The 15,767-nt window shown below is 36.7% G+C and carries 14 protein-coding genes; 1 reads left to right on the forward strand and 13 read right to left on the reverse strand.

The genetic code is table 11. The features are described 5' to 3' along the window. Positions 1-4: 4 nt before the first annotated feature. The 5 genes from IGL28_RS09255 to IGL28_RS09275 all read right to left on the reverse strand — a co-directional run bounded on the left by IGL28_RS09255 (position 5) and on the right by IGL28_RS09275 (position 5,335). Entirely contained in the window at positions 5-2,470 is a 2,466-nt protein-coding gene (locus tag IGL28_RS09255; protein ID WP_081127995.1) for a cation-translocating P-type ATPase, read from the reverse strand. A 182-nt stretch (positions 2,471-2,652) separates the two neighbouring features. After that, a complete protein-coding gene (locus IGL28_RS09260; protein WP_034700844.1) occupies positions 2,653-3,543 on the reverse strand; it encodes a phosphate ABC transporter substrate-binding protein PstS family protein in 891 nt (296 codons plus the stop codon). A gap of 514 nt (positions 3,544-4,057) precedes the next feature. Then, entirely contained in the window at positions 4,058-4,270 is a 213-nt protein-coding gene (locus IGL28_RS09265; protein ID WP_025480120.1) for a hypothetical protein, read from the reverse strand. Positions 4,271-4,416: 146 nt separating this feature from the next. Then, a complete protein-coding gene (locus tag IGL28_RS09270) occupies positions 4,417-4,656 on the reverse strand; it encodes a hypothetical protein (protein ID WP_081127997.1) in 240 nt (79 codons plus the stop codon). A 202-nt stretch (positions 4,657-4,858) separates the two neighbouring features. Further along, positions 4,859-5,335, reverse strand: a complete 477-nt coding sequence (locus IGL28_RS09275) for a hypothetical protein (protein WP_010718484.1) — start codon at positions 5,333-5,335, stop codon at positions 4,859-4,861. A gap of 206 nt (positions 5,336-5,541) precedes the next feature. On the opposite strand from IGL28_RS09275, the gene IGL28_RS09280 reads away from it, so the two are divergent. Continuing rightward, positions 5,542-5,886, forward strand: a complete 345-nt coding sequence (locus IGL28_RS09280) for a hypothetical protein (RefSeq protein ID WP_438843953.1) — start codon at positions 5,542-5,544, stop codon at positions 5,884-5,886. A 150-nt stretch (positions 5,887-6,036) separates the two neighbouring features. On the opposite strand, the gene IGL28_RS09285 is transcribed toward IGL28_RS09280, so the two are convergent. The 8 genes from IGL28_RS09285 to IGL28_RS09320 form a co-directional block, all read right to left on the reverse strand. After that, a complete protein-coding gene (locus IGL28_RS09285; protein WP_081127999.1) occupies positions 6,037-6,615 on the reverse strand; it encodes a prevent-host-death protein in 579 nt (192 codons plus the stop codon). A 59-nt stretch (positions 6,616-6,674) separates the two neighbouring features. Continuing rightward, a complete protein-coding gene (locus IGL28_RS09290) occupies positions 6,675-7,967 on the reverse strand; it encodes a helix-turn-helix domain-containing protein (RefSeq protein WP_128427349.1) in 1,293 nt (430 codons plus the stop codon). Between the two features lie 457 nt (positions 7,968-8,424). Next, complete coding sequence (gene copB, locus IGL28_RS09295; RefSeq protein WP_081128003.1) at positions 8,425-10,662, reverse strand: copper/silver-translocating P-type ATPase CopB; 2,238 nt, start codon at positions 10,660-10,662, stop codon at positions 8,425-8,427. Between the two features lie 28 nt (positions 10,663-10,690). After that, complete coding sequence (gene copA / locus IGL28_RS09300; RefSeq protein WP_368014335.1) at positions 10,691-12,874, reverse strand: copper-translocating P-type ATPase CopA; 2,184 nt, start codon at positions 12,872-12,874, stop codon at positions 10,691-10,693. Beyond that, complete coding sequence (gene copZ / locus IGL28_RS09305; RefSeq protein WP_010718490.1) at positions 12,874-13,083, reverse strand: copper chaperone CopZ; 210 nt, start codon at positions 13,081-13,083, stop codon at positions 12,874-12,876. The genes copA and copZ overlap by 1 nt, the downstream gene beginning before the upstream one ends. A 16-nt stretch (positions 13,084-13,099) precedes the next feature. Further along, a complete protein-coding gene (locus IGL28_RS09310) occupies positions 13,100-13,537 on the reverse strand; it encodes a CopY/TcrY family copper transport repressor (protein WP_081128007.1) in 438 nt (145 codons plus the stop codon). Positions 13,538-13,610: 73 nt separating this feature from the next. Next, positions 13,611-14,150, reverse strand: coding sequence for a topology modulation protein (locus IGL28_RS09315; protein ID WP_034700862.1), 540 nt, complete (start codon positions 14,148-14,150; stop codon positions 13,611-13,613). A gap of 94 nt (positions 14,151-14,244) precedes the next feature. Beyond that, positions 14,245-15,705, reverse strand: coding sequence for an APC family permease (locus IGL28_RS09320; RefSeq protein ID WP_010718493.1), 1,461 nt, complete (start codon positions 15,703-15,705; stop codon positions 14,245-14,247). Positions 15,706-15,767: the final 62 nt, after the last annotated feature.

Here is a 15,767-nt window from a genome sequence, read left to right on the forward strand (position 1 = left end):
TCTGTTAATCGTGTTTATTGTCTACTGAAAACAGCACTTTGAGCCAGAACCAAATAGACCGTTTTTTCTTTCCATCCTTCAACTGGCTGTAATTTTCAATCATTCGCGAATATTGCCGGAAAATCGAGTCCGCCGCAAAAAATAGAATCAAAAGCAACAGAATCGAAACGGGTGAAATAGCGGAGATAGAAAATAATTTATGCAGAAAGACGACTGAAAATAAGATACCTGCTGCACAAAATAAAATGATCCGCCCTCTGAATTGGTTCAATGGGTGACAAATTTTATAGAGTACGAGAAAACCAACCGCTGTCAGTAGCATCGTTGAAGCCGTGGAAACATCTGTCTTATTCAAATGCAAGATGACACCGCCTACCACTAAAGTCCCCACGACAGTCATATCTGTTAGCCCACCAGGAATGGCTTTTTCTAAGACATTCACAATAAACTTTCCTTCAATTCGATTTTTGTTTTCTTCAAGAGCAAGTAAAAACGATGGCAAACCAATCGTAAACAGACTAATCAATGTAATTTGAGAAGGCTCCAACGGATAAGTCAGTGCGAACAAGACAGAAAAGACGGAAAGTAAGAAAGAAAAAATATTTTTTACTAAAAACAAACTAGCAGATCGTTCAATATTATTAACAACTCGCCGACCTTCTGCTACGATCTCAGGCATTCTAGAAAAATCAGAATCTAATAAAGCAACTTGCGCAGCTTGGATCGTTGCTTCGTTGCCAGAAGCCATAGCGATACTACAATCAGCTTCTTTCATTGCTAAAATGTCATTGACACCATCACCAGTCATCGCAACTGTATTTTTTTGTTTAAGAAGCTGAACGAACTGCATTTTTTGTTCAGGCTTAACCCGTCCAAATACGGTGTATTTTTCCACTGCTGAGAGATAATCTTCCTCAGCAAGTTGAGAAACATCAATATATTGGTCTGCATTAGCAATGCCCGCCTGTAATGCGACAGTTGAAACGGTCTGCGGATTATCCCCTGAAATCACTTTGATTGCTACCCCTTGTTCCTTAAAATAAGCAAATGTGTCAGGTGCTTCTTTACGAATTGGGTTGGCAATCAAAAGATAAGCAAGCGGAATCACTTCTGCTTCTAAAAGTGCTTCGCTCAATATTCCTTGGTAACTACCGAAAACCAACACACGGTAGCCTTGATCAGCATATTGACTAAATTCATTTTTAACTGTTTCGAAACGTTCACGTAAAACCATTTCTGGCGCTCCTAATACATAGACCCCATCCGCAAATGTTACGCTACTGAATTTTTGTACCGACGAGAAAGGCAAGATAGATAAAGGTTCTTGATCTGTAGGCTTATTAAAGTACGTTTTGATTGCTTGCATCGTCGCATTGTCATTTGCCATAGCTTTAGCATAATCTGAAATGAGTTCTTGAATCCTAGTTGCCTGTTGCTCCGCTTGCTCATTTTTAGCAATCACTAGTTTTTGTACAGACATCTGATTTTCAGTAATAGTTCCCGTTTTATCTACACATAGTACATTAACCCTTGCTAAAGTCTCTATGCTTTTCATATCATGTAATAATACTCGTTGCTTAGCTAAACGAGCGGCACTCATTGCTAGAGCGATCGTTGTCAATAAGTACAAGCCTTCTGGTATCATCCCGATTAAAGCTGCTTCCATGGCTACCACACTTTCTTTGATCGTGTTGCCATTAAAAAAGTAACTTTGTGAAAACAAAGTGATGCCGATGGGAATAATAATGATCCCGATCCATTTGATTAATTTATTCAACGAAGCAATCATTTCTGATTGTTCGCCTCCTCCCATTTTTTTTGCTTTTGCTGTTAATTGGGAGATGTAAGAGTCATAGCCAACCTTGTCTAATCGTACATAAGCCTTACCAGAAACGACAAAGCTCCCTGACATCAAATAATCATCTACTTCTTTCACGATCTCATCTGCTTCACCTGTCAAAAGTGCTTCATTGACTTGTAATTTACCGTCTAAGACATAACCGTCTGCAGGAATCTGTTGACCCGTTTCGAGCAAGATGACATCATCTAAAACTAATTCCTCCATATCGATCTTATTGGCTACGCCGTTTCTTACGACTGTGACTTTTGCTGCATTCAGTACACTCAAATTATCTAATATCTTTTTTGAGCGAATTTCTTGATAGATAGCAATTCCCGTGTTTGCAAGAATCACTGGCAAAAAAGTCAAATTTTTATAGGAACTAACTAGACATAATAAAACTGCTAAGACGATAAAAATCAAATTAAAATAAGTAAATATATTTTGCAAAACGATTTGTTTGTTCGTTTTAAATGATGGGTCGATCGTTTCATTTGTTGCTTGAGCATGCACTCGTTCTGCAACTTGCTCATCTGTTAGCCCCTCTCGATAATCGGGAGCATATCTTGTAATATTTTTAACTGAAGTTTGATCTTTTTCAACTTCCGTTTGATGACTAAATATTCTCATTTACCGTTTACCTCGATTATTAGTATTATATTTACCTTAGTACATTTGTAAAAAAAAAGCCTATGAAATGACTAATAAATATCTTTCATTACTGTCATATTCATTTGCAGGAAATAGCTAAAAAAAAAGCATGCCCGTTAAAGGCACACTTTTAGGGGTAGCAGATTTGAGTACATGATTGCTTATTTTAAGTTTCCTTCAGCATCACGTTCTACTTTCATCGCAGTAATTGGTAAGTAACCGAGTTCTTTCACCGGTCCTTGTTGGATTTCGTCTGTCATCATATAATCTAAAAATTTTTGAACTTCCGGGGAAGGCTCACCATTTGTATACATGTGTTCATAAGACCAAATTTTCCAACTGTTGTCAGCAACATTTTCTTCTTTTGGTTCTACACCATCAATACTTAAAGCCTGTGTTTTATCATCCAAATAAGAAAAAGCAAGGTAGCTGATCGCGCCAGGAGTTTGGCTAACAATTTGTCGAACAGTTCCTGATGAATCCTGTTCTTGTGATTGTACTGGAGTAGCACCATCTAATCCCCACTTTTCAAAAGTAGCTCGTGTACCACTACCATTTGCCCGATTGATGACATTGATTTTTTCATCTTTCCCACCTAGTTCTTGCCAATTGGTAATTTTTCCAGTGAATATATCAATTAATTCCTGTTTTGTAATATTTTTGACGTTCGTGTCTTTATTGACGATTGGCGCCATACCTACCACCGCAACTTTATGATCCTTTATTTTACTTGCATCTACGCCTTCTTTTTCCTCAGCAAAGACATCGGAGTTTCCGATTGTCACTGCCCCAGACTCGACCTGACTTAACCCAGTACCACTTCCGCCACCTTGGACAGAGATTTGATAGTTGGGATTTTTTTGGACAAAACTTTCTTGTGCCGCATCGACTAGAGGTTGGAGCGCAGTAGATCCGACAGCCACGATTTTGACTTGATCGCCAGAAGTTGCAGAATTATTTTGTGCTGCGGAGCCATCCGTGCTACCAGAACCGGAACCACAGCCAGCTAACATAAGACCTAAAACACCTAAAGAAAATAATACTTTTTTCATTGATATACCCCTTTCTTATTTACAAGTAAATTGTAGCAATCCACTGTAAATCCTGCATATTGAAGGTGTAAATATCAAGTTAATTTATGTAAAGTTATCGTAAATCGAAGCCAAATAAAAAGGCTTCGTACTTTTTGATGTTGGTGAAATTCACCGACAAATTTTTTATGATGTAAAAACAGAGAGAAGAGCCCCCCTGAAATCCTTTAAACCATGATCCGTCACGTAAAACTATTTTAACCAAAAAAAACACAGAAAGAAGTTTTCTTCTTTCTGTCCAAATGATTCTAGACTTTCTCTTTACCAACGTCATTTGACAAAAAGCCCAAAAATAAAGGTTAATTTATATCAAAACTAACCTTTAATCCTTTTCTTTCTTCTCTATCTACGATATACTATAATTAAATAAAGGAGCTATGCGCTAACATAGCCCTTAATGTGTAGTCCGTTCAAAGCGGATGGCATATATACAAAGCTTTAGAGCCTGTCTACTTCGCCAAAAGTTGAGACGGCTCTATTTTTTTTGTTCTTTTTTGAACTTTAACCAAGCTAAAATCGAATCGCTAGCTTTCGCTACGGCAGTAATTACTACTGCTGCTGCTCCGATAATAGCAATGATTTGATCCAATGAGAACAAATCAGGCATTTCCTTTCTAAAGAGTACGTCCAACAAGCTAATAAGCCCATAGGCACCACGCCCCCTCAATTGGATTTGCCAAACCGCCACAAACTTTCTACAATAATATTATATCATAGAATAAAGATCTTTAGCTTGCCTAAAAAGGCTATTTGAATTTTTTAAATAGGTTGATTATTATACGAAAAGAGATGTTTCCTTTGCGGAATATGTAATACATTCAGTTATTTATTCTTTTATATTTCGATTTGATTTTCTTCATTGTATTCTTCTTCAGGCAACATTGCTTCATTCATATCTTCATCCATTGATTGCGTATCTAACTTCTTACTTAGTGAATACTCCATTTCTATGTTTACTCTAGTTTGTTCTACCACTTTTTCTTTGAGTTCTTCCTTTTGTGGGAAACGAAGCTGTTTTTTCGCTATTTCTAACTTCTCTTCTATTTCTTTAAGTTGTTCTTGCTTTCCTGCCATCCTTTCAGGTATTTTTGTTCAGTGCTTTTAAAACGTCGAATCATGCCAATGCCTATTTGGGATCAAGTAGTGTGATATAAAAAAGGTTTCCTCTTTCTGGCCAAATGATTCTAAGATTCTCTTCTTCAACATCATTTGACAAAGAGCAAAAAAACACTGTTCGCTACTATCATTTGCTCACAATGTTTCCTCTTTATTGAACCTATTTATTAACTTCGCCGGACAGTTTTTCTTCTATTCTTAATTTTGCTATAGAATAAAAAATGACTGCTAATAAAAACGAAAGAATCGCTAGATAAAAACTTGGTTTAATGGTCAAAAAGTACATCGAAGTTTCCCCTGTATCTTTCAATCCACTTTCACTTAAGCCATTCGGTCCAACAATGATTCGTGGCAGAATAGAAAAAAAGGAAGTAAAAACCAACATACAAGAAAAATGAATCAAATGCCAATTATAACTATTCATAAATTTATTTGTCAAAATCAAGCTCATACTCACTAAAAAATAGAATAGTGTTAAAATTGGAAAATTTTTCGATACTACAATCCCAGTACCATGAATTAGCCCCAAAATTTCTGCTCCCTGAACAACGGCATTCACCCAAGTAAACGGCAACAGCAGAATTGGAAAAAACCAAAAAAATAAATACAATTGTTCAAGTTTTATTTTCTTTTTCATCACTTTACTCCTACGCGATTTTTTCTTTCACCTACTATAAGCGTTTTCTCTAAAAAAATTAGGGGGAAAATCTTTTTTTTTAGAGATAAGGCTATGAGAGTTTATTCATTTAATCTACAAATTTCAAAAAAGTGTTTGATTATTAGCTGGTTGATTTTAGAATGAAAGTAGAAGAAATCGGATTCACCTGATTGGGGGAACACACCATGAAAAATCATGGAAAAAAATTAATTTTGCTCTTACTTTTCATTCCGTATGTGTACTTCTCTTTACTACTAGATTATCGGTATCATTCTGTTTTTGGCTTGATTTTTTTGATTTTTCTGTCTTTTTACGCTGGCTTTAGCTTCCAGAAAAAGCAACAGTTACTCTTTCTCTTCTTTATTAATATTAGTTCAACATTCATTTCTTATTTGATTTGTCACTATTACTCTGATTGGCATTTCTTTTACCAGCCATTCAAACCAACCCAACTGATTTTACTGCTTTCGGTTTTGTATTTGATCCCTCAAATTCTTGGGGCTTTTTGGGTAAGAATTTTCACTCGTTAAATCAGTGAATCGAAAAAATATGACTAGCAAAGGATCGGTAACCACCCAATTTTTATAGAAAATCAGCTATGATTTCTCATTGATCCTTGTAAAAAAGTCTGAAAAATCATAGCACCGAAAGAAGCAAAAAATAAAAATTTACGCTATTCATTAAAGTTCATGCAGATAAATTTTTTTTATAATAATTTTATCAAATAATTGTGATTGACTGTCTTGTTCACCAATAATCTCAGCAATTACTGTACGACTGTTTGGTTTTCTACGTAACTGATAATTGATCTTTCCAGTTGCGGTCAATTCGTTTAACATATCGACCACTCCTCCAAAGCCCGTCTTTTTCGTAATGAAACCTAGTGTAACCATTCGTTCATCTAAATTTTTAGCAGAAATCGTTATACCAGTAATCAAATAACGTTTCAGTGTTTGTACCAACTCATCTAGACCATCAGAAGTCGAAACGACAGCAGCTGTTTGGTCAGTGTAGTTTCCAAGTAGTTCATTACTTTCTATAGGTGCCTGTACTTCTTCATTTGCCTTCTGACGTAAATCTGCTAATTCTTGTAACAGTGTTTCATATTGCTCTTGTGTCAACATCACTCCTGCAACTTTTTCACGATTAAATATATATACACCGGTTTCAGCTTTTCTTGCCTGATCAAATACATCCATCGGTGATCGTTTTACTTCAGTGATTGAAGATGTAGGAACTTCTAATTTCTTTAAATCCAAAAGACATCCTCCTTTACTCATCTTCTTTATTATAACACACCCTTTTCATATGATAAAAATCAATTTTTCGTATCAATCCAATAATCAATATCTGATAGTAGACGATCTACCCCAAAAGAAGGTTGGTAGAAATAAGTCTTTTGATGTTTACTATTATTTAATGGAAAAAAATGGTCCGTAATAATCAATTGTGCATAACTTGGAGGGATTGATCGAGTACAAACATGTATGGAGGTCCGTTTTCGATGTCGCAAGGTCTTATCCAGAACAGAAGCTAGGCGGCGCGCTTCCTCATGATCGTAACGAAAAAAAAAGACGATTTTTACTTCTGGTGGATAGATTTCCAGGTATCCTCTTTCTTGCAAAACTTTAAGTAAAAGTAGGCCCCATTCATACGATGGATATGTAAGTGCTTGTTGTAAAGCCATCCGGTATTGATAAAGTTTTTCATTAACATTCGGCACCAAACGCAAGCTTTCCTGATACTCATGAAATTCCTCTTTGACTACTCTTTCGTGTAGTCCAATTGAGTAACGGAGCCACTCTTGATAGATAACTCGCGTAATCGTTGTTTTATTCGTACTTTCAAATTCACTAGCCAACCAAAACAACGAATCCAATTTCTCTGTTAAGGTCATTAATTTTCGGTAGATTTTCGTTTCTTCAATTTTTTTCCAGTATTTTTCGATAATGATGTTGCAACTTAAACGAACGATACAGCGGTAATTTTTTTCGCGGACAGATAAACGTTGTTCGTGTCGGAATAACAACTCTGGAAAAAGTTCAAAAAAAAGCGTGCGATGTTCGTCTAATATTTTGATTTCGGCATTTTGGTCACGTGTCTCCAACAAATGGATAAATAATTCGGAAAAAGACTGTTCTGTATCCCCAATAAAAAAGAGGGGAAAATCTTTAAGAAAACAGAAAAAAAGATAGCGTATCTTTCTTTCAGAACCATAAAGTTGTTGTTTTCGATAAGAAAAAGACAAATGATATTCACCCAGCCATTTTCTTAGACGCTCTTGTGAGGAGCGATCATACTCTTGTTGATACTCCGTGTTCAAAATCAAATCCTTCAATAAGCAAAAGGACGAAGAGTGGATCAGAAAATCAAATAACAAATAGGGCTCACTGTAGCCTTTATTATAAATCAGCTTTACGCTTTTTTTATGTTGAATCAGTTGGATCGGAAAATCTCCTTCTTCTAATCTTTTTAAATATCGATCGATCGTTTTTACATCAACTAATAGTTTTTCTGCTAGATCCGTTTTTTTCCACGATAAATCTTTCATTTGATGGATCAATATAAATAGATTTTGTACATTTTTTGACAATAATCTTTGCCACTTCATTGGCGTTCCCTCACTTATTTTTTACTGTGTGTTTCAGGAGTACGATCAACTATAGATTAATACATCTCCCTATATATAAATTACGAAAAAAAACATTTTTTCTTCTTTAATTCAAACGAAATTCATTAAATTCTAATTTAACAGATCGAAAAAGTTAACTACTGCTATTTTTTTCTTACCATCACACATTGAACTGTGCAAAATTTCGTACAATGGGAACAACTATGGTTACTGATTATTTCTTGAATACCTCTCTCAACCTCTCTCCTGCCATTTTTTCTTTTCATTTTGTCTACATAAATAAAAAAGACAATCTTTAACGACCTTTGCTAAATTTGATTCGCTGAAAAATAGCTGCTTACCAGTTTTCATTTGAATAAATTTGCTTGTGTTTGTCCTTAAAGATTGTCTTTTTTCTATTCTTACACTCACTCGTTAATCAAGTAACGTTAACAACTTATTTTAAAGTTAGGGCGTTGAGCGCAACGACCACTGTACTTAGTGACATCAAGACTGCTCCCACTGCTGGGCTTAAAATAAGTCCGATCGGTGCTAAGATTCCTGCTGCTAAAGGAATAGCAATAATATTATAACCAGCGCCCCACCAAAGATTTTGGATCATTTTTCTTCTCGTTTCTTTTGCTAATTCTAAGAAATGCAAGATATCTTTGGGGTCACTGTTCGTTAAGACAACATCTGCAGAATCAATCGCAATATCAGTTCCTGCTCCGATTGCCATACCTATCGTTGCCCGTGCTAAGCTTGGCGCATCATTGATGCCGTCACCAACCATGATCACTTTTTTTCCTTGATCAAGATATCTTTGAACGATCGCCTCTTTGTCATCTGGCAGTAGACCGCCGTAATATTCATTGATTCCAAGATATTCCGCTACTGCTTGGGCTGCTTTGGGGTTATCCCCAGTCAACATGACTGGGATAATATTTTTTTCTTTGATCGCTTGGATAAACTCTTTTGCTTCTGGTTTAATGACATCTCCTAGAGCAATCACAGCCACTAATTTATCTGAAACTACTAAAAAGCTGACAGTGTTTCCTTGAGCTTCATAGTTTTTTAATCGTTCAGGGTCGATTTTTAGTCCTAAACGTTTTGCTTCTTTTTCATTAATAATTTTAACATCTTTGTCTTCCACAGTTGCTTCTAAACCAACACCTGCTAAATTTTTTTGTTCCTGTGCTTGATAAGGAGTAATCTTTTTTTCTTTTAAATAATTCATTATCCCAATCGCTAAAGGATGATTTGCATGTGCTTCTAAAGCACCAATATATTTCAAGATTTCTTCTTCTTGATAAGCTTCATCTAAAATCTCAATACCAGTTACAGTAAATTTTCCTTGGGTCAACGTGCCTGTTTTATCTAACATGATCACATCTAGATCATTGGCTTGTTCCATCGCATTCCGATTTTTCAAAAGCAACCCATTTTTAGCTGCGATCGAAGTCGAACGAGCAACGACTAATGGAATCGCAAGTCCCAGTGCATGCGGACAAGCAATGATGAACACGGTGACCATTCGTTCTAGTGCATCTGGTAGATTTGCTAGGAAGAGCCAAGCAATAAAGGCGATGATCCCAACTACTAAAGCCACATAAAATAACCATTTTGCTACTTTATCTGATAGAAACTCTAATTTAGATTTTTCTCCTTGGGCTTTTCGTACCATCTCCATTACTTTTGCAAGGTAACCATTTTCGCCAGTACCTGTTACAGTAATTTCAATTGTTCCGTCGCCATTAATTGATCCACCAATGACCGAATCGCCCACTTGCTTTTTAACCCCTTTGGATTCACCCGTAACAGCAGATTCATCAACAATGGTATGTCCTTTGTCGATCGTCCCATCCGTTGGCATCTTGTCTCCAGCACGAACAATTAGACGATCACCTTCATGGACTTCTTTTAAAGAGACGGTTTCTTCAGTCCCGTCTTTTTTCAATCGTTTTACCGATTCAGGTAATAATTCTGCTAATTTTTGTAAAGCATCGCTGGCATTAGAGACTGCATTCATTTCGATCCAATGTCCCAATAACATGATTACGATTAACGTTGCTAATTCCCAGAAAAAATCCATGACATGTGTATGGGGGTTGATGAGGTTGGCTATAAAAGAATACACACTATAAACATATGCGACGGTAATCCCCATAGCAATCAGTGTCATCATTGCTGGACTTTTTTGTTTCAATTCCATTTTGGCTCCGCTTAAGAATGGTTGTCCGCCATAAATAAATAAAATCGTTGCCAGAACCAACACCACCCAATTAGAACCAGGAAACGTTACTTGAAAAGGAAAGGACATCCCCATCATCGGTGAAAAAAGAATAATCGGAATCGCTAAAATCAGAGAAAGCCAAAATTTTTGCTTAAAGTTCCCCATGTGCATAGAATGATCCATTCCACCCATATTTTCATGACCCATGTGGCTATGATTCATTCCACTCATATCTTCATGATCCATATGGCTATGATCCATTCCGCTCATGTGTCCATGGTCCATCTGTTGGTGCCGTTCCATGTGTCCATGCGTATGGTGTTGATCCATATTTTCCATTTTTCCATGTTCCTGTAAATTATTCTTGGTATTCGTTTGTTCTACAGTTATTTTTTCCTCAGGATTCTTTCCAATAGCGCCCTTTTTATTTGTTTCATTCTCAGGATCTATTCCATTATTCATCTTTTTCCTTCCTTTCCTCTGAAACGATTTATTTGATCGTTTTTCGATTTAAGCTTAAAGAATTCAATAATACACTGATTGAACTAAAGGCCATTGCGCCACCAGCAATGATTGGGTTTAAAAAACCAAAGGCAGCAAAAGGAATCCCGATCGTATTATAAATGAATGCCCAAAACAAATTTTGTTTGATTTTTTTTAATGTGGCAGCTGATAAAGAAATCATTTGATTGATAGAAGTTAAATGACTATTCATTAATGTCACATCGGCTGTTTCCATCGCAATATCGGTTCCACTTCCCATTGCAATACCAACATCTGCTAAAGCTAGCGCTGGGGCATCATTGATTCCATCACCGACCATGCCAACTTTCTTTCCAGCTTTCTGTAGTTTTTCTACATAGTTGGCTTTTTCTTCAGGTAAAACTTCTGCAAAGATATGGTCGGAATCGATTCCTACTTGTTTGCCGATTGCTTGAGCGGCTCGTTGATTATCTCCCGTAACCATAAACACATCTACACCTTTTTGTTGTAGTTGCTCGATTGCTTGTTTTGCATCTTCTTTGATTTGATCAGCAACGGCAATCATTCCAAGAACCTGTTCTTCGTTGGCTAAAAACATCACTGTTTTCCCTACCTGTTCTAATTCTAACGCCTGTTCTTGAAATTCATCAAATGAAAGGTTCATTTCAGCTAGTCTCTTTCTAGTCCCAGCAAAATAATGAACACCGTTGATCGTTCCACTGATTCCTGCACCAGGATGAGCAACAAAATCAGTGATTGGCTGAGTTTTTGCACCGACTTTTGCACCATAAGCAACAATAGCTTTTCCTAAAGGATGTTCAGAAGCATGTTCAAGGGAATAGAAAAGGGAAATGATCTCTTTGGGACCGATGACATCTGTTACTTCTGGTCGGCCTTGTGTAATCGTTCCAGTTTTATCCAAAATAATACTATTTAGATGAGCGGCTCCTTCTAACGCTTCGCCACCTTTGATCAATATCCCATTATGAGCACCGACTCCTGTTCCTACCATGATGGCAGTTGGTGTTGCTAACCCAAGCGCACATGGGCAAGCAATGACTAAAACGGACACACTATGAAGCAATGCTAACTGCCAATCCTTCGTGAGCCATCCTGTAACTAATAGTGTCACCAATGCTAAAAACAAAACGATCGGTACGAAAATCCCTGAAATCTTGTCAGCAATTTGTTGGATCGGTGCTTTACTTCCTTGAGCATCTTCCACCATTTGGATGATTTGTGCCAACACCGTATCTTTTCCTATCTGAGAAACTTGTATTTGGATCAATCCATTGGTATTGATCGTTCCACCAAAAACCATATCTTTTTCTTTTTTCTCAACAGGTACACTTTCTCCTGTCAACATGCTTTCATCCAATGCACTAGCGCCAGCAATGATCCGTCCATCTGTAGGTACTTGTTCACCAGGACGAATCACTAAGATGTCATCGATCATGACTTCATCAATTGCAATCGTCTCTTCTTTGCCATCTCTTAAAACTTGTGCTGTTTTTGTCTGAAGGGACATCAACTGTTTGATGGCATCTCCTGTTTTACTTTTTGCTGTATGTTCTAAATACTTTCCAAGTAAAATCAAGGTAATAATCATACTGCTACTTTCAAAATAAAGATCATGGGAATGGCTAGGGAAAAAACCATTATAAATGCTTAATGCGAAGGCTGCAGATGTTCCAATCGCAACTAAGACATCCATATTCGGCGCCTTAGTTTTTAATGCATGATAGGCTCCTTTATAAAAGCGCCAACCTACATAAAATTGCACAGGCGAAGCAAAGAGCAGCTGCACAAGAGGCAGATGGAAGAACGACACAATTGGTCCATGACTTCCAAGCATCATGGCAATCATTGCTAACATCAAGGGTAGAGTTAAGATCGCACTAAAGATAAGATCAAACTTCATTTTTCTTAAATAGGTTTGTTTCTCCTCAGCAATTTTTTGTTTATGCGCTTCGTCATATAAAATTGCCCCATAGCCGATATTTTCGACACTTTTGATCAATCTTTCTGTAGTAGTGTCGGTATATTTCACACTTGCCTTTTCAGTGGCTAAATTGACAGTAGCGGACATGACACCAGGTTGTTCATTTAGTTCTTTTTCGATTCGAGCAGAACAATTCGCACATGTCATTCCAGTAATGACAAATGTTTCCATTTTGGTATTCGTTGCCATCAAATCACCTCTGCTTGATAGCCTAATTCATTGATTGCTTGACAAATCTCTGTCGCTTGAACATTTGCTTCATCAAATTTCACAACGGCTTTTTCTTTTTTCAGCTGAACTTTTACTTTTTTGACACCACTGATTCTTCCGACCGCTTCTTCAATCCGAGCCACACAATGGTTGCAACTCATCCCTTTAACTGAAAATTCTTGTTTCATTCTTGTTTCCTCCTTATTACTGTTTCTTACATTCACATTGGCCAGGTATACAATTACATTCAATCGTTTCGACTGGCTCTTTTTTATTGAGTTGTTTCATGATCTGCTGAATATCTTCTTGGGTCAATGTCGCTTCTTCAACCAAATCAGCAATTGTCGCACCGACTCTTTTTGCACAAATATGTGAAAAGAGATTTTCAGTAGCACTTCGAACGGTTTCCATCTCGGAAACAGCTGGATGATAAATAAATTTCTTTCCCTCTTGTTCAGTCCAAAGCGCTTCTTTTTTCACCAAACGCCCTAGAAGGGTTTTAACAGTTGCTACTTTCCAATCCATCGAATCAGCTAATATCTGAGTGATTTGTTGGGCATTTGCTTGACCTAAAGTCCAGATAACTCGCATGATTTCCCATTCAGAATCACTGATTTTAATTAATACTCTCTTTTCTTCCATTGGTTTTTCACCTCCATCGATTACATTTGTAAACTTAACTTCGATAATAGATTACAACTGTAATCGAAAATTGTCAACCAATGGGCTTATTTTTTTTCAACTGGTTAATATACTTTTGTCGATCACGTTTATTATCTAAAATGAGTAACTTATTTTTTACTTGCAATGTATCAATCAGTTGGAAGATTCGAGGTTCATTCTTTCGCTTAAAACGCCAAACAAAACACAAAAAATCCAAGTATTCTTTATCCAACTTTTCAGTAAAGTCATTAGGCATGTCAGGTCTGGTCGCACGATCTCGCTTTCTTTTTAAAGTTCGTTTGATGACACGAGCCATTGCAAGATACGTTGGCACTCGTAATAAGATGATTTGATCTGCTTCTTGCAGTCTCTTCCTAGCAGTAGCAAGATAGTTTCCTTCGATGATCCAGTTCTCATGTTTAGCCATAAAGTTTTCTTGCTCTAGTTGAAACCAAACTTGTGCCTTTTCACTATAATCTGTACCATGCCATAAAAAATCTAAGGGTAAAAGAGGAATCTTTGCCGTTTCTTGAATAGTTCTTGCCAGTGTCGATTTTCCAGAGCCACTTTGTCCTAAAATTACTATCTTCATCTTATTCCTCCTCCACTCAAAACTTTTTCTTTTTTTATTTATGATAACATGAGGCACAAAAAAAGAGAGAAACGATCGTTTCTCTCTCAACTCATTATGTTTCAATCAATGTTTCTTTTACATTTTTATTTTTATCACGACGGGCAATCGCTGGTAAGATCATTCCCAACATGATCAAAATAATTGGTGTAACGACATTTGAGATCAACTGGAACCACCAAGCTTTAGGATCAGCCGCATACTCGACTTTGGGAACCATTCCCAGAATACAAGCAAAAGCGGTAAAGGCAAAACACCAAGCACCGAAAATAAAACCAACCTTTGGATTCTTCACGAATTTATACTCAGAAGTAAATTTCTTGTAAGCTTTATTCAACATCATATACGCTAAGAATACCCATAAATAACGCATAGGCATTACTACTGAATTTAGATTAGTCAACCATTTCACTAATTCGTTCATGTCTTTGATTCCAAAAATGGGTAGTAAAATGATGATGCTAACTAAAATCCCAGTCAATAAATAGCCATTGACGAGTGTTCCTTTATTGCTTCGTTTACGTAACCATGAAGGAACAAATTCTGGATCTGCATCTGCTAATAAAATTTTCAGTGGTGCATCAATTGAGAAGGCTAATGCGGAAATTTGACCAACCATATTTGTCAAAGCATAGATGATCATCAACGAATTACCAATGCCATAATAGTTGCCTAGGATTTGAAAAGCACTGTAAGCACCATTTGCCATTAAGTCTTTCGGAATATTGTCACTCGCAAATAACATTCCCATCGCTACAGAACCTAAAACCGCACAAACACCAACCATTGCAGCCAAGAAAATCATTCCTTTTGGAAATTCTTTGGCTGGATTTCTTGTGGAATTAACATAAGGAGAGATTTTTTCTGCCCCACCTACTGCAAATACAAGCATCGAAACGGTCGTAAAATAGCTAAAGTCAAATGTCGGGATGTATGTTTTGACCTGATTCATTCCTGTAGTAGCAAATTCCATATCAGTAGTAATAAATGGAGCTGTTACTGCCATCAAAATAAATAAAAGTGACATGACAAACATCGCAGTTCCTGCTAATCCACCAATGACCTTCAATGTGGATAATCCTTTTGTAGAAAGATACAAGAAGGCTAAGAAAATTACTAAGGAAATCACTGCTACCATTTGAACAGTCATTGTGTTAACAATATTTCCATTTCCTTGAACTGCCCATCCAGCAGCAATCAAAATTGCCTGAGGTTTTTGTGCAAGATAAGGAATGTGGACGACCCAATAAGTCCATGCAGCATAGTATGCCAACCGTTTATTTGATGTCGTATTTTCGACCCAAGAGCTGACGCCACCTTTACTGTCTTTAAATGCGGAACCAAGTTGCCCTACGATCAAGGCATAAGGGATAAAATAAATAGCAAGAATCAATAGCCAAGAAGTAACAACTGAGATTCCTTGTTGCGCATAGTTGTTTACTACATTCCCCATGCCCCAAACCATGTTGAAAGCAATGAGTGCTACGGTAAACCAACGTAGTTGTTTATCGTTCATCTGTTTTCTCCTTTTAAATTTTTTTAAATAAAATATTTATCTATTCACAATCATAAACAAAT

Source organism: Enterococcus sp. AZ077 (assembly GCF_051714965.1).
GTDB lineage: Bacteria > Bacillota > Bacilli > Lactobacillales > Enterococcaceae > Enterococcus_B > Enterococcus_B hirae.